The sequence below is a fragment of the Kribbella orskensis genome, assembly GCF_004342085.1.
Classification (GTDB): domain Bacteria; phylum Actinomycetota; class Actinomycetes; order Propionibacteriales; family Kribbellaceae; genus Kribbella; species Kribbella orskensis.
Genome location: NZ_SLWM01000033.1, coordinates 39,392 through 58,906, shown reverse-complemented (window position 1 = coordinate 58,906; position 19,515 = coordinate 39,392). Strand labels below are relative to the sequence as shown.

18 protein-coding genes are annotated in these 19,515 nt (G+C 69.8%); 10 read left to right on the top strand and 8 right to left on the bottom strand.

Features of this window, described 5'->3' with window-relative positions:
* Together EV644_RS40840 and EV644_RS40835 are read left to right on the top strand one after the other, a co-directional pair.
* The coding region (locus tag EV644_RS40840; RefSeq protein WP_241999385.1) for an ATP-binding cassette domain-containing protein at positions 1-517 on the top strand (517 nt) is incomplete at its 5' end.
* Between the two features lie 240 nt (positions 518-757).
* Complete coding sequence (locus EV644_RS40835) at positions 758-1,144, top strand: ABC transporter permease (RefSeq protein ID WP_132196535.1); 387 nt, start codon at positions 758-760, stop codon at positions 1,142-1,144.
* 510 nt (positions 1,145-1,654) lie between these two features.
* On the opposite strand, the gene EV644_RS40830 is transcribed toward EV644_RS40835, so the two are convergent.
* The 4 genes from EV644_RS40830 to EV644_RS40815 all read right to left on the bottom strand — a co-directional run bounded on the left by EV644_RS40830 (position 1,655) and on the right by EV644_RS40815 (position 7,064).
* Positions 1,655-4,300, bottom strand: a complete 2,646-nt coding sequence (locus EV644_RS40830) for a glucosidase family protein (protein ID WP_242001041.1) — start codon at positions 4,298-4,300, stop codon at positions 1,655-1,657.
* A 44-nt stretch (positions 4,301-4,344) separates the two neighbouring features.
* The gene (locus EV644_RS40825; RefSeq protein ID WP_132196533.1) at positions 4,345-5,379 is read right to left on the bottom strand and encodes a LacI family DNA-binding transcriptional regulator; all 1,035 of its coding nucleotides are present in this window, start codon (positions 5,377-5,379) and stop codon (positions 4,345-4,347) included.
* Between the two features lie 107 nt (positions 5,380-5,486).
* Complete coding sequence (locus tag EV644_RS40820) at positions 5,487-6,296, bottom strand: LLM class flavin-dependent oxidoreductase (RefSeq protein ID WP_132196531.1); 810 nt, start codon at positions 6,294-6,296, stop codon at positions 5,487-5,489.
* Between the two features lie 27 nt (positions 6,297-6,323).
* Positions 6,324-7,064: an SDR family NAD(P)-dependent oxidoreductase gene (locus tag EV644_RS40815; protein WP_132196529.1), complete on the bottom strand. Its 741-nt coding sequence runs from the start codon at positions 7,062-7,064 to the stop codon at positions 6,324-6,326.
* Positions 7,065-7,223: 159 nt separating this feature from the next.
* Between EV644_RS40815 and EV644_RS40810 the strand changes: the two genes are divergently transcribed.
* The 4 genes from EV644_RS40810 to EV644_RS40795 are packed head-to-tail and all read left to right on the top strand — an operon-like array spanning position 7,224 to position 10,465.
* Positions 7,224-8,735, top strand: a complete 1,512-nt coding sequence (locus EV644_RS40810; protein WP_369410617.1) for an AlkA N-terminal domain-containing protein — start codon at positions 7,224-7,226, stop codon at positions 8,733-8,735.
* 1 nt (position 8,736) lies between these two features.
* Positions 8,737-9,291, top strand: a complete 555-nt coding sequence (locus EV644_RS40805) for a GNAT family N-acetyltransferase (protein WP_132196527.1) — start codon at positions 8,737-8,739, stop codon at positions 9,289-9,291.
* A complete protein-coding gene (locus tag EV644_RS40800) occupies positions 9,288-9,773 on the top strand; it encodes a methylated-DNA--[protein]-cysteine S-methyltransferase (RefSeq protein ID WP_132196525.1) in 486 nt (161 codons plus the stop codon). The genes EV644_RS40805 and EV644_RS40800 overlap by 4 nt, the downstream gene beginning before the upstream one ends.
* A 44-nt stretch (positions 9,774-9,817) precedes the next feature.
* On the top strand, positions 9,818-10,465 hold the full coding sequence (locus tag EV644_RS40795) for a YdeI/OmpD-associated family protein (protein WP_241999383.1): 648 nt from the start codon (positions 9,818-9,820) through the stop codon (positions 10,463-10,465).
* On the opposite strand, the gene EV644_RS40790 is transcribed toward EV644_RS40795, so the two are convergent.
* Together EV644_RS40790 and EV644_RS40785 are read right to left on the bottom strand one after the other, a co-directional pair.
* The gene (locus tag EV644_RS40790) at positions 10,449-11,639 is read right to left on the bottom strand and encodes a cation:proton antiporter (protein ID WP_132196523.1); all 1,191 of its coding nucleotides are present in this window, start codon (positions 11,637-11,639) and stop codon (positions 10,449-10,451) included. The genes EV644_RS40795 and EV644_RS40790 overlap by 17 nt on opposite strands.
* A gap of 1 nt (position 11,640) precedes the next feature.
* The gene (locus EV644_RS40785; RefSeq protein WP_132196521.1) at positions 11,641-12,126 is read right to left on the bottom strand and encodes a cation:proton antiporter regulatory subunit; all 486 of its coding nucleotides are present in this window, start codon (positions 12,124-12,126) and stop codon (positions 11,641-11,643) included.
* 123 nt (positions 12,127-12,249) lie between these two features.
* Between EV644_RS40785 and EV644_RS40780 the strand changes: the two genes are divergently transcribed.
* The 3 genes from EV644_RS40780 (at position 12,250) to EV644_RS40770 (ending at position 15,826) form a co-directional block, all read left to right on the top strand.
* Positions 12,250-12,825 (top strand): PadR family transcriptional regulator, encoded by a 576-nt coding sequence (locus EV644_RS40780; RefSeq protein ID WP_132196519.1) that lies wholly within the window; start codon positions 12,250-12,252, stop codon positions 12,823-12,825.
* Positions 12,822-14,843 (top strand): NADPH-dependent 2,4-dienoyl-CoA reductase, encoded by a 2,022-nt coding sequence (locus tag EV644_RS40775; RefSeq protein ID WP_132196517.1) that lies wholly within the window; start codon positions 12,822-12,824, stop codon positions 14,841-14,843. The genes EV644_RS40780 and EV644_RS40775 overlap by 4 nt, the downstream gene beginning before the upstream one ends.
* 68 nt (positions 14,844-14,911) lie before the next feature.
* A complete protein-coding gene (locus EV644_RS40770; RefSeq protein ID WP_241999382.1) occupies positions 14,912-15,826 on the top strand; it encodes an iron chelate uptake ABC transporter family permease subunit in 915 nt (304 codons plus the stop codon).
* Positions 15,827-15,836: 10 nt separating this feature from the next.
* Here the strand turns inward: EV644_RS40770 and EV644_RS40765 are convergent, their stop codons facing one another.
* A complete protein-coding gene (locus EV644_RS40765) occupies positions 15,837-16,424 on the bottom strand; it encodes an HhH-GPD-type base excision DNA repair protein (protein WP_132196515.1) in 588 nt (195 codons plus the stop codon).
* Positions 16,425-16,627: 203 nt separating this feature from the next.
* Here EV644_RS40765 and EV644_RS40760 point away from each other — a divergent pair, with 203 nt between their 5' ends.
* Positions 16,628-17,971, top strand: coding sequence for a threonine/serine exporter family protein (locus EV644_RS40760; RefSeq protein ID WP_158293084.1), 1,344 nt, complete (start codon positions 16,628-16,630; stop codon positions 17,969-17,971).
* Here EV644_RS40760 and EV644_RS40755 read toward each other — a convergent pair.
* Positions 17,951-19,486: an MFS transporter gene (locus tag EV644_RS40755; protein ID WP_132196511.1), complete on the bottom strand. Its 1,536-nt coding sequence runs from the start codon at positions 19,484-19,486 to the stop codon at positions 17,951-17,953. The two genes, EV644_RS40760 and EV644_RS40755, sit on opposite strands and share 21 nt — an antisense overlap.
* Positions 19,487-19,515: the final 29 nt, after the last annotated feature.

The window sequence follows — 19,515 nt, the reverse complement described above, 5'->3', positions numbered from 1 at the left end:
CGGGTTGCGCGCGCCGAGGACGACCGCGGAGTACGTGCGCAGTCTCGACGGCTCGGCCAGTGATCCACAGAGCAGGTCGGTGTTCATGCCATCCAGCCGAGGCGCTCCGCACGACCGGCTACCACCGTCCGCCCCTGGCCATCGGGGTCCCGGGAGTGCTCGCAGTGAGCGCCCTCGGCCTCTACTTCGGCTACCTGATGCTCTGGACCCGCGCAAGCACCGCACCGAGATCACCTCGCTGGTCGGCGTCCAGCTGCAGGCCAGTGAGCTGCCGGACCGGATCAAGGCCAGGGAGGCGCTCGAGCTGTACGCGTCGTTCTACCCGTCACCGGCCGATCCCGCCGACCTGCTCGAGCGGCTCGGACTCACCAAGGTCCGCAACACCGCGTTCGCCAGGCTGTCCGGTGGTCAGAAGCAGCGGCTGTCGATCGCCCTGGCGCTGATCGGCAACCCGAAGATCGCCATCCCTGGACGAGCTCACCACCGGGCTCGACCCGCATGGACAGCGCGATCCTGAAGGCGTTGCCGGCGGTCAACTCCGTCCAGCGTGACGGCGGATCGTTGTCACCGGCAACGACGACGTACTGGTCGCCGTCGTCACCGAGCTGTCCGGCCGCGGTCTCGCGCCGGTCGACCTGCACACCGAACAGACCACCCTCGACGACGCGTTCCTTGCGTTGGCGGCCGTGACTTCGAAGGAGCGGAACGATGAGCCAGACCCTGACCCTGACCCGGATCGAGAGCAAGCTGTTCCCGCGTGAGTGGCCGGGCTGGCCCGCTGGTCTTCGACGCGCACCTGCCGAGCTCGCCGCTGCCGTTCGCCCTCGCGGCCCTGCTCTACTGCGTCGCTCAGTTGTCGATCGGAGTACACATCGCCGGGCTGGTGTCGACCGCCAAGGGCGCGAGCATCGTCGGCAACGTCCTGTTCTTCCCGAGCATGTTCTTCGCCGGCGTCTGGACGCCCGGTGAGCTGATGCCCGAGTCGATCCGCTGGCTGCGCGTCATCACCCCGATGGGCGCCGTCATGACCAGCATGCAGGACGCGTGGGTGGGTAGCCGGCCGGGTCTCACCCACGTCGTCGCGATGCTCGTCGTGACGGTCGGCTGCATCGGGGTGGCGGCAAGATTCTTCCGCTGGGAGTGAGACCGAGTAGTGCACAGACGAGCGGTGTTATACACAGGGGGTGTGCATAACCTCGGCTCTTTCTGTGGATGGTCGCGCACTCACTGTGGATGACACGCTGAAGCTCGCGAATTGCCGGAACCTGTTGGTGAGAAAGGCTTGTGCGTGCACGGCAGCAGAGGTAGAAATGTCGACACGCAGCTCTCTAGGGGGCGGCGGGTCGGACGGAAAACCGAGGACCCTAGCGGTGGGGATCCCCACCGAGGTAGACCGGTGACGGGGTCTGCCGGCCCTTCGGATCCGGTTCGGGAAGCTGGAGACGTCACCTTCCTTCAGCTGTGTGGGCCCCTCCGACTCATACTCGGAGGGGCCCACGGTGCTTTCCGGATGTCCGGCTTTTCTGATTTTCCGAGGTTTTCCAAGACCTTCCAGGGATCTTCCGGCGATGTCTGCCCAGACGGCAACGACCGGTGCACAGGAGCCCTGTGCACCGGTCGTTCGTTTGATCATGGACTCAGCGGGACGACAGCCTCACTGCAGCGTGATCCGCAGCGACGACGTCTTGCCATCCGCCGCCACCTGCACCTCCGTCCCGCGAGCCGTCGTCACCAGCTTGTACTGCGTGGCGTTGCCGTCGAGTGATACCGCGCGGACCTTCGCCCCAGCCGGCAGGACCGCGCCGATCGTGACGGTTGCTCCGAGCCCCTTGATCTGTACGTCGGTCCGGATCTCCTTGTCTGCAAGGCGTGCGGCGACATCGACCGAGCCGCCGCCGAGCCGGATATTGCTGCCGGCCACCTTCTGCTGACCACCCGGGACCTGCGGCACGATCGCCACCCGGCCGTGCCCGAGGTCCGGGCTCACGCCCAGTTGCTGGTGCACGACCGGCCACAGCACGCCGTACGTGCCCCAGGCCTGGAGTGCCATCGAGCGGTCGGTGAACGCCCGGCCGATGTTCGCCGGCGAGTCGGGCGACGGGGCGATCTCCGGCATCGCTCCGGGGGTCTCCCAGACGTCCGGGTCGAGCTGGATCCGGGCGTTGCCGGTGGTGTACACCTGCTGCTGGTTCTCGCCCAGTCGTCCGAAGTTGCCCTCGGCAACGGCCATGATCGAGGTGTTCAGCGAGAAGATCGCGCGCTCGCTCCTCACCCCGGAGACCACCGTGTCGCAGGACGCGCCAGGGTTGCCACCCGGGTCGGCGGTCGGGCCGGTGCCGGTGTGGAAGAGCCCGAATTCGCCTGTGTAGCAGGGCTTCTCGCGCTGGTCCAGGGCGATCGCCGCGTGCTCCGGCGAGGCCAGCGGAGAGGTCGGTTTGCCGGGTCGCACCAGCTCGGCCTCCATCGGTGTGACGCCGGTCCAGTGCCGCTGGAAGATCGGCGTGTTGTCGTTGGCGGGGTTCGCCGGATCGTCGATCGAGTCGGCGTACCCGAAGGCCTGGTCCATCCACCACTGCGTCTCGAACCGCTGCTCGAGGTCGTCGGCCTTGGTCGTCGCCCACTGCTGGATCGTCTGGTCATGACGTGACGCGGCCAGGTCGGCCAGGTCCCGCAGCCCGCGGGCGAGGTACACGGTGCTGTCGAGCTTCTCGACGCCCATGCCGCTGCGCTCGACGTTCGCGAGTCCCTCGAGCCAGCCGTCGTTGTCCTTGTCGAGCTCGCGGTAGACGTACTGCAGGTTGCGCACGCTGAAGTCGTACATCTCGTCGCGGAACCGGTTGTCGCCGGTCCACCGCCACAGCAACGCCACGGTGCTCGGGAACTTCACCGTCTCGTCGGTGTTGCCCGCGCTGGTGTTCGACCCGAAGTACACGTCGCCGGTCGGGGTCACCTCGTGGGCCACTTTGCCGCTGCGGTTGTTGAGCAGGTCGCTGACGTCGCGGAGCGCCCGCAGATGCTGCTTCGCCGTGTCGAACTGCCCGGCCGCGACCGCGGCGTACGAGGTGTACTCGCCGTCGGTGGCGAACAGCCATGGGTAGTCCGGGAAGCCGGCGCCGAACCAGCGGGCCACGTCGACCGTGCCGACGGGAGCCGGGTACGACTTGCCCTCGTTGACGTCGCGGATCTGCAGGTTGCGCGCCTCCTGCACGGAGTCCGCGAGGTTCTGCTTGCTCCACTCGACGCTCTGCTGCAGCAGCCGGTCACCAGGCAGGTCCACTGAGGTCATCGCGTCGATCGCCGCCCGGTCGCGGCTCTTTGCCTTCAGCAACTTCTCCGGGTTGCCGATCGCCTTCTGGTACTCGCGCTGTGCCGCCGCCGGGTTGTCGTCCGATCCGGCGACCGCGAACCACACGGTGGTCGGCTTGTCCGGCTTGACGTCGACCGAGTAGGTCAGCCGCCCGCCGGTGCCCTTGCCGAAGACGGAGTCGTCGCAGTGCGCGGGCGGAGTACCGTCGGCCGGGCAGACGACCGCCGGGTCCTGCGGGCCGCGATGGTTCGCGCCGAGCGCGTGACCCGTCGGACGCAGGGACGACCCGACGAGTGCGGTGTAGTCGTGCGGCGCGGCGTTCGTGATCGGCGGCGTGCCCTGCTCACGGAACTGCAGCGTCCCGTCGGCGTACGAGCCGGTGTCGGGCAGGTTCGCCTCACCCGCGTTCGGCGTCGTCCAGCCCCACGGGTAGGACGCCATCAGTTCGGAGTGCGCGTCGACGTCGAGCTTGACCGTCTTGGTCGTGCTGGACTTCAGCGTCAGGCCGACCAGGGTCGCGCGGACGCCGTCAGGGACGAAGTCGGTGCGTGCCACGCTGACGTCGCCGCCGTAGTCGATTCGCTGGTAGCCGTGCCCGCTGGTGTACTTGGCCGCGGCGACGTCCTTGCCGAGCCACGCGCCGTCCAGGCCGAACCAGATGCCGTCGAGCAGTTTCAGCGGCTGGGTCCAGAACCCTCCCATCTCGCCGCGGGTGTGCCAGCCGGTGGCGGGGTAGAGACCGGTCTCGTCGCCCATCGCGTAGGCACGGTCGCCGACCACCAAAGACCTGCGATCGGCCAGCCGCGTCGTCTCCGACAACTCACTACCGCCGGACTGCGATCCGGTCTGTACTGCGCCTGGTGATGCGGCGGCGGGCGGACCGGCGGTGGCCGGCAGTCCTGCGCCGGTGAGGGCGAGCACCGTTGCCGCGGCGAGGAGACCGGCGGGTCCGGCGGAGCGCCTGATAGTTCGTCCGACAGGGCGGGGTGTCATGACGGGATACCTCCTTCTGGCGGTGCGTGGCCGCACCACCTGTGTCAGCCTGGGCCTGAGCTGCCCCTGATCACTACTTCGGGTTCTAGGAGTCGTTCGGTGGAAGGCCGGGTGTCGCCGTTGCCGGTGGCGTCGGTGGCGGGCCCGGTCAGGATGTCGATGAGTTCGGTGGCGATCTGGTCCATCGGCTGGCGAATGCTGGTCAGCGCGGGGGACACCACCGAGGCCAGCGGGGAGTCGTCGAAACCGGTGATGCCGAGGTCGATACCGGCTCGCAGGCCGCGTCGGTTCAGCTCGCGGAGCGCGCCCAGCGCGAGAATGTCGCTGATGGCAACAATCGCGTCGACCGGCTGGTCCGCGTCGAGCAGTTCGGCGGTCGCCTGGGCGCCGGCGTCGATGGTGTCCTCGGGACAGCGGACCGCCAGCTTGGCGTCGTGCGGCAGGCCGAGTTCGCGGCACGCGGTGCGCCAGCCGCTCAGCCGGTCCTCGGCCAGGCCCGAAATCTTGGGCCAGCTGAGGAAGCCGATCCGCCGCCGGCCGGTCTCGTACAGGTGCCGGACCGCCGCGGCGCAACCGGCCGCGCCGTCCACGTCGACCCATGGACCCGGCTGGGTGCTCTCCTTCCACACCCGCCCGAACGAGACGAACGGGATCTGCTGCTCCTTCAGCCAGCCGTGCCGCGGATCGTGGGTCTCCGTCTGCGAGAGCACGAAGCCGTCGACGAGTCGCCGCGCGTGCAGGTCGTCGTACACGAGCATGCCGTCGACGCCGGTGGGTGCGGTGAACAGCAGGATGTGCCGGCCGCTGGTCTCGGCCGCGGTACAGAGCGCGTGCAGGAACTGGTCCATCACCAGGTGCGCCTGACCGTCCGGCCAGCTGGGCACGCAGTACCCGATCAGCTCGACCGCGCTGGTCCGCAGGCTCCGGGCATTACGATTGGGCCGGTAGTTGAGCAGTTCGATCGACCGGGTGACCCGTTGCAGGGTGTCCGGGCGCAGCCGGTGCGGGGCGTTCAGGGCGTTCGAGACGGTCTGGACGGAGACCTCCGCGTGCGCGGCGACCTGCTTCAGCGTTGCCATACCGATCTCCTCAACCCGGGTCACACCAGCCGGTTTGAACGTTAAAACGCTCTCGCAGTCTCACCTCACCAGCCCGTCCGTGTCAACGGTTCGGGTGGCTTGGAAAGTCAGGGCAGGCGAGGTGGTCCGGCCCGGAGGATTGCCACCGCGTCGGCGACCGGACCGGGTGCGATCCAACGGCCCCACCACGTCGCGCCGGCTTCGGCGAAGGCGATCGGATCGCCTCCGCTGACCTTGACGTCGAAGTGCGTCCGGTCGGTGGTCCAGTGTTCGGCCAGCAGGTCGTGGACATCCTGGGGCGTCATCCGCTGTGGTGCATCGGTGCTGCCCTTGTAGGCACAGGACCCGTCCCAGCGCAGGATCCGGCGACGCACCGCGGGCACCAGGAAGTTGCCGCCGACCCAGATCGGGATCCGCGGCTGCTGCACCGGCCGAGCCGTCAACTGCACCCCGTCGAGGCTGTAGTGCTTGCCGGTGAAGGTGACGGGGGCACCCGTCCACAGGGAGGTGATGATCTCCAGCGACTCGTCCAGCATCTCGGCGAGCACGCGGGGCTCAGTCGGCCCGCCGACGCCGGCCAGGAACGGATCACCCGGATCGCCGATCCCGACGCCGAGGATGAAGCGACCACCGGACAGGTGATCCAGCGCGACCGCCTCGGCGGCCAGCTTCCAGGGTCTCCGCCTCGGCACCGGCGTCACCGTCGTACCGAGTCTGATCCTGGTCGTCGCGCAGGCCATCGCGGCGAGGCAGATCCAGGGGTCGTAGGTGGGTAGCGCGGTCTCGCCCTGGTAGACGAGATAGTCCTCCAGGAAGACGGCGTCCCAGCCAGAGTCCTCGGCCAGCCGGGCGAGCTCGGCCAGACCGCGGGGATCGCGGCCTGGCCCCACTGCTCCGAACGTCACCGAGTAACGCACAACCCCAAGCTACTCAGTTTGCAGCCGTCAGGCCGCATGGCCGCCGTCGACCGTGAGTTCGGTGCCGGTGACGTAGCTGCCGCCCGGACCGGCCAGGTAGACGACCGCCGCGGCCACATCGTCGACGGTGCCGAAACGGTCGAGCGCGAGGAAGGCCCGCTGCGCGGCCGCCATCGGACCGTCGGCAGGATTCATGGACGTGTCCGTCGGACCCGGCTGGACGACGTTCGAGGTGATCCGGCGGCTGCCCAGGTCGCGGGCGAGGCCCTTGTTCAGGCCGACCAGGGCGGACTTGCTCATCGCGTACAGCGTCATGCCCGGGCCGGCGTTGCGCTCGGCGATGCAACTGCCGAGGTGGATCATCCGGCCACCGTCGGACAACCGAGCCGCGGCGGCCTGGGCGGCGACGTACACACCGCGGACGTTGACCGCGAGCACTCGGTCCAGATCCTCGAGGGCGACGTCGGTGATCAGCCCCATCGCCCCGACGCCGGCGTTGTTGACGAAGATGTCGAGCCCACCGAGTACGTCGACCGCGCGGGTGACCGCCGCGGTCACGGCGGCGGCGTCGGCGGCATCGGCCTCGAGCGCGAAGCCACGGCGTCCGAGCGCCTCGATCTGCTTGACCACGGCCGCCGCCTCGTCCGGAGAACTGTTGTAGGTGAGGGCCACGTCGGCGCCACGGTCGGCGAGGGCGATCGCGGTGGCAGCGCCGATCCCGCGGCTCCCGCCGGTGACAAGGGCCAGCTTGCCGGTCAGTTCAGTCATTGTTCCGGGGTGTCCGTTTCTCGTTGTGCTGCAGGGATTCCTGTCCCTCCAGTCCAGCGGCCGGGCGGACCGCAAGCTGGCGGAAATGCGACCCCGGATCCTCAGGTCGCATTTCCGCTGCCCGGGCCGTCCACCTCGATGGCGCAAAACCGCTAGAAAGTGTCGGCGCGGCCGGGGATGCTGGGCGACGTGTATGAATGCGTCGAGCGTTGCGTCCGTGCGGTCCAGTCGAAGGACGCCCGGTTCGACGGCTGGTTCTTCACCGCGGTCCTGACCACCCGGATCTACTGCCGGCCGAGCTGCCCGGTGGTGCCGCCCAAGGTCGAGAACATGCGCTTCTACCCGAGCGCGGCCGCCGCTCAGCAGGCCGGGTTCCGCGCCTGCAAGCGCTGCCGGCCGGACGCTAGTCCCGGGTCACCGGAGTGGAACGACCGCGCCGACCTGGTCGCCCGCGCGATGCGGTTGATCGGCGACGGGGTGGTCGACCGCGACGGCGTACCGGGGCTGGCGACCCAGCTGGGGTACAGCGTTCGCCAGGTGCAGCGACAGCTTCAGGCGGAGCTTGGCGCGGGCCCGCTCGCTCTGGCGCGGGCCCAGCGGGCCCAGACGGCCCGGCTGCTGATCGAGACGAGTTCGCTGCTCATGGCCGACGTAGCCTTCGCTGCCGGCTTCTCGAGCGTGCGGACCTTCAACGAGACCGTGCAGGAGGTGTTCGCACTGTCGCCGACCGAGCTGCGCAGCAGGGTCAAGCGCGGTAGCCGGTCGACCGCTGCCGGCACGATCTCCCTGCGGCTGCCGTTCCGTGCGCCGCTGACTCCGGACAACCTGTTCGGGCACCTCATCGCGACCGGTGTGCCCGGGGTCGAGGAGTGGCGCGGCGGGGCGTACCGCCGCACCCTGCGACTGCCGCACGGGCACGGCGTGGTCGCGCTCAGCCCGATGCCCGACCACATCGCCTGTCAGTTGTCGTTGACGGACCAGCGCGACCTCTCGATCGCGATCAGCCGGTGCCGCCGGATGCTCGATCTCGACGCGGACCCGATCGCCGTCGACGACCTGCTCCGGACCGATCCGGTGCTCGCGCCGCTGGTCCAGAAGGCGCCGGGCCGCCGGGTTCCGAGGACCGTGGACGGCGCCGAGTTCGCCGTACGGGCTGTGCTCGGGCAGCAGGTGTCGACGGCTGCGGCGCGGACGCATGCGAGCCGGTTGGTGCAGGCGTACGGGGATCCGATCGAGGACGCGGGTGGCGGGCTGACCCACCTGTTCCCCCGGATGGACGCCCTGGCCGCGCTCGATCCGGAGACACTCGCCTTCCCGGAGTCCCGGCGGACGACGCTGACCACCCTGATCGCGACGCTCGCGGCCGGCGAGATCGATCTCGGGGCCGGCAGCGACTGGGACCAGGCGCGCGAGCAGCTCGCGGCCCTGCCCGGGATCGGTCCCTGGACCGTCGAGTCGATCGCGATGCGGGCGCTCGGTGACCCGGACGCCTTCGTGGCCAGCGATCTGGGCGTCCGGTACGCCGCTCGCGACCTCGGGTTGCCCGAGGCACCGAAAGCGCTGATCGCGCATGCCCGGGCCTGGCGTCCCTGGCGTGCTTATGCGGTGCAGTACCTCTGGGCGGCCGGAGACCACGCCATCAACAAGATCCCCGACACCTCCGCGGAGTGAGATGACCGAGCTGAAGACCGACCGCCTGCTGCTGCGTCAGTGGCAGGACAGCGACTACGAGCCGTTCGCGGCGATGAACGCGGACCCGGCCGTGATGGAACACTTCCCGGCGCCGATGACCCGGGAGGCCAGCGACGGGCTGATCGACCGGATCAAGCCGTCCATCGAGGAGCGCGGGTTCGGGCTGTGGGCGCTGGAGGTGCTCGACACCGGCCGGTTCATCGGCTTCACCGGGCTGTCGGTGCCGAGCTTCGAGGCGCACTTCATGCCGGCGGTCGAGATCGGCTGGCGTCTGTCGAAGGATGCCTGGGGCAACGGATATGCGAGCGAGGCGGCCCGCGCGTCACTGGCGGACGGCTTCGGTCCGGCCGGGCTGGAGGAGATCGTCTCGTTCACCGCGACCAGCAACAAGCCGTCCCAGCGGGTGATGGAGCGCATCGGCATGACGCACGACGAGGCCGGCGACTTCGACCACCCGAAGCTGGAGCCCGGCCACCGGCTCGAGCGGCACGTGCTCTACCGCATCACCCGGGCGCAGTGGGAAGCCCGACGATGACGTACGCCGTGATCGACAGCCCGCTCGGGCGACTCACCCTGGTCGCGAGAGACCAGGGCGAGCTCGCCGGGCTCTATATGGAGGAGCACCGCCACCGGCCGCCACTCGAGACGTTCGGCATCCGGGACGACTCGGTGCTGCCCGAGGTCGTGCAGCAGTTGAAGGAGTACTTCGCCGGCGAGCGCACCACCTTCGACATCCCCCTCGCCCTGACCGGTACGCCGTTCCAGCACCGGGTGTGGACCGCCCTGCAGGACATCCCGTACGGCGAGACCACGACGTACGGGGAGCTCGCGGCCTCACTCGGTCTGGTGCCCGGGGCCTCCCGGGCGGTGGGGCTAGCGAACGGGAAGAACCCGGTCAGCATCATCGTCCCGTGCCACCGGGTGGTCGGCTCGACCGGCAGCCTCACGGGGTACGGCGGCGGCCTCGACCGCAAGCAGCGGCTGCTCGACCACGAACGCGCCGACGTGCTCTTCTGAAGTTCTTGATGAAAGTGCTCATTCGGTGAGCACTTATCGGGCGCATGCTGTCTTTCAAGAACGAGCGGATCGACGGAAGGCAGCGCGAGATGAGCACCCTGGTCAAGACCCCGCAGGTCGTCACCGACGCCGAGGCGTTCCATCCGGCGAGCGTCGAGGAGTGGCGCGAGTGGCTGGCGCTGAACGGTCAGACCCAGCGGTCGGTCTGGCTGGTCGTCCACCGCAAGGGCAGCGCCGAGGGCATCGATCTCGCCGAGGCGGTCGAGCACGCGCTGTGCTTCGGGTGGATCGACAGCAAGACAGTCCGGCGCGACGGACAGAGCACGTACCAGACCTTCACCCCGCGCAACCCGCGCAGCACCTGGAGCCAGGTCAACCGGGACCGGGTCGAGCGGCTGCTCGCCGAAGGCCTGATGGCGGAGCCGGGTCAGGAACTGATCGACCTGGCCCGGCGGACCGGCACCTGGGACTGTCTCGCCGAGGCGCAGAACGGCGTGATCCCCGCCGATCTGCAGGTCGAGTTCGATCGGTGCGAGGCGGCGGCCAAGCATTTCCAGGCGTTCCCGCCCTCGTCGAAGCGGCTCATCCTCGAGTGGATCGCGCTCGCGAAGCGCCCCGAGACCCGGCAGCGCCGGATCGACCAGACCGTCACCCTCGCCGCCGCCAACCAGCGGGCTAACCACCCACGCTGATTGATGCGGAGGTGGACTTGCTGCGCCGGGTGGTGAGCTTCTTGGCGATCGGTTCGGTGAAGCGGGCGGCGAGCGGGCCGAGGATGACCAGGATCAGCACGTACGCCGTCGCCAGCGGGCCGAGGCGTGGTTCCACCCCGACTGCGAGGCCGGCGATCACGATCGAGAACTCGCCGCGCGCCACCAGCGTTCCACCCGCGCGCCAACGGCCCGCCTTACCCACGCCGGCACGGCGGGCGGCGTACCAGCCGGTGCCGACCTTGGTCAGGGCTGTCAGTACGGCGAGGGCGAGCGCGATGCCAAGCACTGGTGGGATCTGGGCGGGATCGGTGCTCAGCCCGAAGAACACGAAGAACACCGCGGCGAACAGGTCGCGCAGCGGGCTGAGCAGGTTCCGGGCGCCGTGCGCGACCTCACCGGACAAGGCGATGCCGACCAGGAACGCGCCGACCGCGGCGGAGACCTGCAGTGCCTGCGCGATCCCAGCGACCAGCAGCGTCATGCCCAGCACGACGAGCAGCAACATCTCCGGGCTGTCCGAGGAGACCGCCCGGCTGATCAACCGCCCGTAGCGCAGGGCGACGAACAGCACGATGCTCACCGCGCCGAGTGCGACCAGCACGGTGATGCTGCCGCCGGCCAGTCCGACACCCGCCAGCAACGTGGTCAGGATCGGCAGGTAGACCGCCATCGACAGGTCCTCGAGCACCAGGATGCCGAGGATCACCGGCGTCTCCCGGTTACCCAGCCGGCCGAGGTCGCCGAGCACCTTCGCGATCACGCCGGACGACGAGATCCAGGTGACGCCGGCCAGGGCCACGGCCGCGACCGGTCCCCAGCCGAGCAACAGCGCGGCGATAGCACCGGGCAACGCGTTCAGCAGGAAGTCGACCACCCCCGACACGTACTGCGTCTTCAGCGTGCCGACCAGATCGGCGGCGGTGTACTCCAGACCCAGCAGCAAGAGCAGCAGGATGACGCCGATCTCGGCGCCGGTGGCAACGAACTCCTCCGAAGCGGCCAACGGCAGCAGACCGCCGTGTCCGAAGGCCAGACCGGCCAGCAGGTAGAGCGGGATCGGGGAGAAGCCGAACCGCCAGGCGATCCGGCCGAGGATGCCGAGGGCAAGCAGAACCGCGCCGAGCTCGATGAGCAGGGCTGTGGTGTCGTGCATCTCAGCCTCCTGTGATGAGGTCTGCCGCGGCGTCCACGCCTTCGCGCGTGCCGACCACCACGAGGGTGTCGCCGATCGCGAACCGGAAGTCCGGCGTCGGCGACGGCACCGCGCCGGTGCGGCGCAGTACCGCGACGATCGACGCGCCGGTCCGGCTGCGGACCTGGGTGTCGCCGAGGGTCCGGCCGGAGTACGGCGATCTGCCGGTGACCGGGATCTGCTCGGTGACCAGGTCGATCTCGATGTCGCTGTGCAGCGGGTCGATCGGTGCCGGGGTCAGCAGTTGCCCCAGGGCGGACGCCTCCGCCGGAGTCAGCGGGACCGAGGCGCGGCAGTTGTCGTCGTCATCGGGGTCGTGGAAACCGAGGAACCGCCGCCCGTCCGTGTGCGCCACCACCGAGACGTGCTTGCCGCCGTCGGTGGTCAGGTCGTACCGGACACCGATGCCCGGCAGCGTGGTCCTGGTCGGGTGAGCCTGCTGGTCCATGGTTCGTCCGTTCCCGCGATAGATGGCGTCTGCAACATTCTTCCCTACCTCGTAAACGCCTTCAGTGTGACGCTGCTTGCAATCAGCTGCAGTGCAACGAGTTGCATAGGTAGCCTCGGGCTCATGGCCCTCGAGCACGCGATCCTCGTCTCGCTCACCGAACGGACCGGCTCCGGTTACGAGCTGGCCCGGCGGTTCGACCGGTCGATCGGGTACTTCTGGCCCGCGACCCACCAGCAGATCTACCGGGTACTGCGCCGGATGGACGACGCCGGTTGGGTCACCCACACCGAGGTGGCACAGGACGGCAGGCCGGACAAGAAGGTCTACGAGGTGTCCGACGCCGGCCGCGACGAGTTGGTCCGCTGGCTCGCCGAGCCGGTCGAGCCTGCCGTGCTCCGCGACGGTCTTGGCGTGAAGCTCCGCGGCGCCTCCCTCGGCGACACCGACGCGGTACTCCGTGAGGTGGAGCGGCACCGCGGCGAGCACTCGGTCCGGCTCGAGGTCTACCGCGGCATCGAGCGCCGCGACTTCCCCAAGCCGAGCGAGCTCACCGGCCGGGAACTCCACCAGTACCTCGTCCTGCGCGGCGGCATCCGCGCGGAGGAGTCCTTCGTGGCCTGGTGCGACGAAGTCCTCCAAGCTCTGTCCCCGTCGACCAAGTCGTCCGAGGCATCGCGATCGGAGCGCACCCGATGACCGAGTACCCGCACCTGCTGGCACCGCTGGACCTCGGCCACGTCACCCTCCGGAACAGGGTGATCATGGGCTCGATGCACACCGGCCTCGAGGACCGGGCGAAGGACCTGCCGAAGCTCGCCGCGTACTTCGCCGAGCGGGCCCGCGGTGGGGTCGGCCTGATCGTCACCGGCGGCTACGCCCCGAACCGGACCGGCTGGCTGACGCCCTTCGGCTCCCGGCTGACCAGCCGCCGGCAGGCGCGCAAGCACCGGGTCGTCACCGACGCCGTGCACGCGGAAGGCGGTCTGATCGCGCTGCAGATCCTGCATGCCGGGCGGTACGCGTACCACCCGTTCAGCGTCTCGGCCTCCGCAGTGAAGGCACCGATCAACCCTTTCAAGCCACGCGCGCTGTCAGACCGTGGCGTCCGCCGCCAGATCGACGCGTACGTCGAGTGCGCCGCGCTGGCCCGCGAGGGCGGCTACGACGGCGTCGAGGTGATGGGGTCCGAGGGGTACTTCATCAACCAGTTCCTGGCCGAGCGGACGAACAAGCGCAAGGATCGCTGGGGTGGCAGCGCGGAGAACCGGCGCCGCCTCGCGGTCGAGATCGTCCGGGGCATCCGGCAACGCGTCGGCCCGGACTTCCTGATCATCTACCGGCTCTCGATGGCGGACCTGGTCGAAGGCGGCCAGGACTGGGCCGAGGTCGTTGCGCTGGGCAAGGAGATCGAGCAGGCCGGCGCGTCGATCATCAACACCGGGATCGGCTGGCACGAGGCCCGGGTGCCGACCATCGTCACGTCGGTGCCGCGGGCCGCGTTCACCTCGATCACGGCCGCGTTCCGTCCGCACGTGCGGATCCCGGTGGTCACCTCGAACCGGATCAACCTGCCGCAGGTCGGCGAGGAGGTGCTGGCCCGAGGTGATGCGGACCTGATCAGCATGGCCCGGCCGTTCCTGGCGGATCCCGAGTGGGTGCTCAAGGCAACCACCGACCGGGCCGACGAGATCAACGTCTGTATCGCCTGCAACCAGGCCTGCCTGGATCACGTGTTCGCCAAGCGCAAGGCCAGCTGCATGGTGAATCCCCGGGCCGCCCGGGAGACGGAGCTCGTGCTGCTGCCGACCCGTCGTACGCGCAGGATCGCGGTCGTGGGCGCCGGGCCGGCCGGACTCTCGGCAGCGGTCACCGCGGCCGAGCGGGGGCACGAGGTCGAGCTGTTCGAGGCGGACGACGAGATCGGCGGGCAGTTCGACATCGCCCGGCGGATCCCCGGCAAGGAGGAGTTCGCCGAGACCATCCGGTACTACGGTCGCCGGCTCGAGCTCACCGGCGTCAAGGTGCACCTCGGCCGCCGCGCGAGCGTCGAGGACCTGCGCGGTTTCGACGAGGTCGTGCTCGCCACCGGGGTGGTTCCGCGAATCCCGGCCATCCCCGGGATCGACCACGAGAAGGTCCTCTCGTACGTCGATGTCGTGCGCTTCGGGCGGCCCGTCGGGGACCGGGTGGCGGTGGTCGGCGCAGGTGGGATCGGCGTCGACGTCAGCGAGTTCCTGACCACGGCTGACTCGCCGACCCTCGACCTCGCCGCGTGGAAGGCGGAGTGGGGTGTCACGGATCCGCAGCTCGCGGCGGGCGCACTCACGAAACCCCGGCCCGAGCCCTCGCCACGTCAGGTCTTCCTGCTGCAGCGCAAGCCCGGCAAGATCGGCGCCGGTCTCGGCAAGACCACCGGCTGGGTGCATCGCGCGGCCCTGAAGAACAAGCAGGTCGAGCAGTTGCGCGGGGTGAACTACGAACGCATCGACGACGAAGGCCTGCACATCACCTTCGGGCCGAAGCGCGAGAAGCCCCGCACTCTCGCCGTCGACACCGTCGTCATCTGCGCCGGCCAGGAACCCGTCCGCGACCTGGCCGACGACCTCCGCACCGCAGGCGTCTCCGTCCACCTGATCGGCGGCGCCGACATAGCCGCCGAACTAGACGCCAAACGCGCCATCGACCAGGGCACCCGACTCGCCGCGACGCTCTGAATCTGTCACCGTCCAGGTACCGATCGTGAAGCTGACGAGTTTGGTTAGGTGAGGCTAACCTTCAGCCCGTGCGAGAGTCAGTGGGGCTGGCCGGCGTCGTGAACTGGATCAACGGCCGCTCCGGCCGGGCGATCACCTACGTCCTCGACCAGCGCGTCCCGCGAGTGCTGTCGGCCGTGCTGTGCGGCGCGGCGCTCGCGATCGCCGGTGCCACCGTGCAGGCCGTTTGCCGCAATCCGCTGGCGGAGCCGGGCATTCTCGGCATCACCGGTGGGGCAGGCGTCGGTGCGGTCATCACGCTCATGGTGGTGCCGGCCGCGAGTATCTGGCTGCTGTCCGGTGTCGCCGCGACCGCCGCACTGGCCACCTTCGCGCTGGTCTATCTGGTCTCCTGGAGGGGTGGGCTCAGTTCGGACCGGCTGGTGCTGATCGGGGTCGGCGTCTCGTCGGCGACGACCGCGATCATCACCTTCGTCATCGTCTACACCGATCCGTGGAACCTCAGCCCGGCGATGACGTGGCTGTCCGGCAGCACCTACGGCCGGACCCTGCCGCAGGTCGTCCCCGTCGCCGCGGCGCTGCTGGTGCTGACGCCGGTCATCGTGCTGGCCCGCCGCGAGCTGGACCTGCTGTCCCTCGACGACGACGTGCCGCGCATCCTCGGAGTACGGCTCGAGCGGACCCGGTTGGTCGCGTTGGTGGGTTCCGCGTTGATGACGGCCGCGGCCGTGTCAGCCGTCGGCGTGGTCGGTTTCGTCGGCCTGGTCGCACCGCACGCGGCGCGGGCACTGGTCGGCGGGCGCCATGCCCGCCTGCTCCCGGTCGCCGCCCTGCTCGGCGCGGTCCTCGTCAGCGTCGCCGACAGCCTGGGCCGCACCGTCCTGGCCCCGGCCCAGATCCCCGCCGGCCTGCTGACCGCCCTGATCGGCGCCCCGTACTTCGTCTACCTCCTCTGGCGCACCCGCACCCCCGCCCGCGCTTGACCCCCGGAGGTCAGCCGACGGCGTTGTCCTGCTTGTCGCGTTTGGCGGCCTTCTGGGCCTTCTTCCACTCGCGGACCTTGGCGAGGGACTCGGGGCCGTCGATGTCCGCGACCGAGCGCGGGATGTCGTCGCCGAACTTGCCGGCCGCCTCCCGCCAGCCCTCCGGGCGGACGCCCTGGGTCTTGGCCAGGATGGCGACGAAGATCTTCGACTTCTCCTCGCCGTACCCGGGCAGTGCGCGCAGCCGCCGGTACAACTCGGCGCCGGTGTCGACGCCCTTCCAGATGTTCGCCGCCTGGCCCTCGTACTCGTCGGCGAGCACCGTGCAGACCTGGTGGATCCGCTTGCCCATCGCACCGGGGAACCGGTGGATCGACGGCTTCTCCGCGCAGACCGCGACGAACTCCTCGACGCCCATCGCGGCGATCCTGTTCGCGTCGAGATGGCCGAGGCGTTCCTTGAGCTTGGCCGGACCGCCGAACGCCCACTCCATCGGCACCTGCTGATCCAGCAGCATGCCGATCAGCAGGGCGGTTCCATCTTCGTTCAGCAGACCGTCCGCGGCCTTGTCACCTGTGATGTAGAGCGTCCCGGGCATGCGCTCAGGCTACTGGGTGCCCGGGGCGGGGTGTGGTCAATCCTCCGGAAAGCGCAGCGGCGCCGGGCTCGGGCCCGACCAATCACCCGTGCCGGACGATGACCCAGGGGGGTCTGAGGCTCGACGATGGCCATCTGATCGGTGTCGTCCGTCTTGCGCCTGGCGCGCGCGGCGTGACTCTGGGTGTTGTGATCGGACGGGACATGACGGAGCGACGCGAGGTCTACGAAACGCTCGATCTGGCGCTGCGGATCGGCGAGGTCCTCCTGTCGTCCGGGGCCGGGGCGGCTGATGTCACGGTCACCATGCTGGCGGTGACCCGAGCCTGCGGGGTGCGCAACGTGACCGCGGACGTGACGTTCGTAGACCTGACCCTCCATCACCAACCCACCAGCGATGAGCCCGCCGCCATTCAGGTTCGCCGGGTGACCCGGCGCCCGGTCGACTACGCGAACCTGATCGAGGTCGACGAGATGGTGAACCGCCTCGTCGCCGGTGACATCACCCGACGCGAGGCTGGTGACCAGCTCGCCCGGATCGTGTCCACCGGCCACCACCGGCTCCGCTGGGCGGTGACCGTCGGCTGGGGCGTGATGGGAACCGGTATCGCGCTCACCCTGGGCGGCAGCCCCATCGTGTGCCTGCTCGCCTTCCTGACGGCCTGTGCGATCGACGGGACCCAGTTGCTCCTGCCCCTGCACCGCATCCCGGCGTTCTACCAGCATGCGGCGGGGGGCTTCGTGGCCACGCTCATAGCGGTCATCGCCTCGGCCACGGAGCTCGCGGTGAACCCGTCCCGCGTCGTCACGACGGGCATCGTCATCCTCCTCGCGGGAGTCGGCATGATGGGTGCCACCCAGGACGCTCTGAACGGCTTCCCGGTCACGGCCAGTGCCCGGCTGATCGACGCCGTGCTGAACACGGCGGGCATCATCGCCGGGGTGGGTGCAGGACTCACCGTCGGCGACATGCTCGGAGTGGGCCTGATCAGCTTCGAGCCCGGTGCGGCCGGCCTGGCGGAGGCCGGGGTCACCGTTTTCGGCGCCGCACTGGCCGCCGCGGCCTTCGCATTCGCGTCGTACGCACCGCGGCGCTCCCTGATAGCGGTGGCCCTGGTAGCGGCGCTCGGACAGGGGGTCCTGCTGACCGTCGACAGCTCTGAGGTCGGCCGGACCTGGGGATCGGCGGTCGCCGCCGTCACCATCGGCGCAGTCTGCTACCTCGTCGCAGGTCGATTCCGGGTCCCGGCGCTCGTCGTGGTGGTCCCCGCGGTCGTGCCGCTCCTGCCAGGACTCGACATCTACCGGGGACTCGCCCTCTTCGCGGAGGGCAAGGACGGCGTCCTCGAGCTGGCCTCCGCGCTCGCCACCGCGCTCGCGCTCGCGGCCGGCGTGATCCTCGGTCAGTACCTCGCGCAGCCGGTCAAGCGTGAGGCGCGCCGACTGGAGACCCGGCTCGCGGGCCCACGGATGGTCGGTCCGTTCCGACGCCGCGGCCACAAGGACACCCGGAGGCCCCGACCGACCTCACCCCGGCCTCCGCTCTGATGCGTCGGCCTTACCTTGCTCGGGGTCGGCTCGTCCGGCCGTTGCCGAGGTCGGCAGGGTGTGGAGGTGGGCGGCGGCTGCTGCGGCGGCGTCGTTCAACGTACCGGTCGCCGCGCGGTGGCGGGCAATCACCACGGCCATCAGGACGCCGAGGAAGCTGAAGATCGCCATCATCCACGAGGCCGCGGCCAGGCCGGACGCCAGGGCGTCACTCTGCGACGCGCCGTCGTCGGCCTGGTTGGCGATCACACTGCCGTAGATCGTGGCGGCCAGTGCGGTGGCCACCGCGGCGCCGACGTACCGGGCCATGTTGGAGACGCCGGAGGCCCCACCGACCTCGTTCTCCGGTACCGACGCCGTCGCCGCCGACGACGCTGGGCCGTTGGACATTCCCATGCCCACCGCGATGGCAACCAGCGGCAGCACGAACGCGGCGTACGTCCACGAAGCGCCCACGAAGCCCACGATGACGAATCCGAGAGTGGTGAGGGCGAACCCGACGCCGATCGTCTGCCGACCGCCGAACTTCGCCGCCAGACGCGGCACGAGCGGGGCCACGACGACGAGCCCGACGGTCGCCGGCAACGTCGCCAGGCCTGCCTCGAACGGGCTGAAGTCCAGAGCGGCGGGATCCTGGAAGTACAAGCTGAGCAGGTACATCAGCCCGTTGATCGTGCCCGCACCGATGAGAATCGCGATCGTCGAGCCCACCAGGACGCGGTTGCGCAGCAGCGCGAGGTCCAGCAGCGGTACGGCGACCCGCCGCTCGACGGCGATGAACGCGTACCCGGCCGCGATCGAGATCGCGAAGCAACCCAGGGTGGCCACCGAGAGCCATCCCCAGTCGCCGCTCTTGGAGACCCCGAGGATGAGCGGCGTCAGCGTCAGCGCGATGAGCACGGTGCCCGCGTAGTCGATCGTCCTCGGCCGATCCGGGTCGCTCGACTCGCTCACGGTCGCCGCGGTCAGCACCATGCAGAGCAACGCCACGGCGGCGTCGATCCAGAACAGCCCCTGCCACCCGGTGGCATCGACGAGCACGCCGCCCAGCAACGGGCCGGCGGCCGCGCCGACGGCCGCCGCCGCGCCCCACAGGGACACCGCCCGCAACTGGGCAGCTCCGTCGTTGGCGACCGACAGGAGGCTCAGGCCACACGCCAGGATGGTCGCCCCGGCGGCGCCCTGGATCACGCGTCCGGCGATCACCATCCCGCCGGACCCGGCGAGCGCGATCATCACGCACGACGCCACGAACAGCAGGAGGCCCAGCTGGAAGACCCGCCTGCGGCCGAAGACGTCACCCAGCGAGCCCGAGGTGACGATGACCGCGGCACCGACCAGCGAGTAGCCGGTCACCGCCCACTGCAGCGTCTCTACCGAGGTGCCGGTGTCTTCCGAGATGGCGGGTAGGAGAATGCTGACCGCCGAGGTGTTCGCGTTCACCACGAGCGTCGAGATGCACGTGGCCGCGAGCACCCCACCCGCCCGGCTCCTGACCTTTGCAGCGTCGCTCATACGCATCCTTCCCGCGAACGGCCGATCGA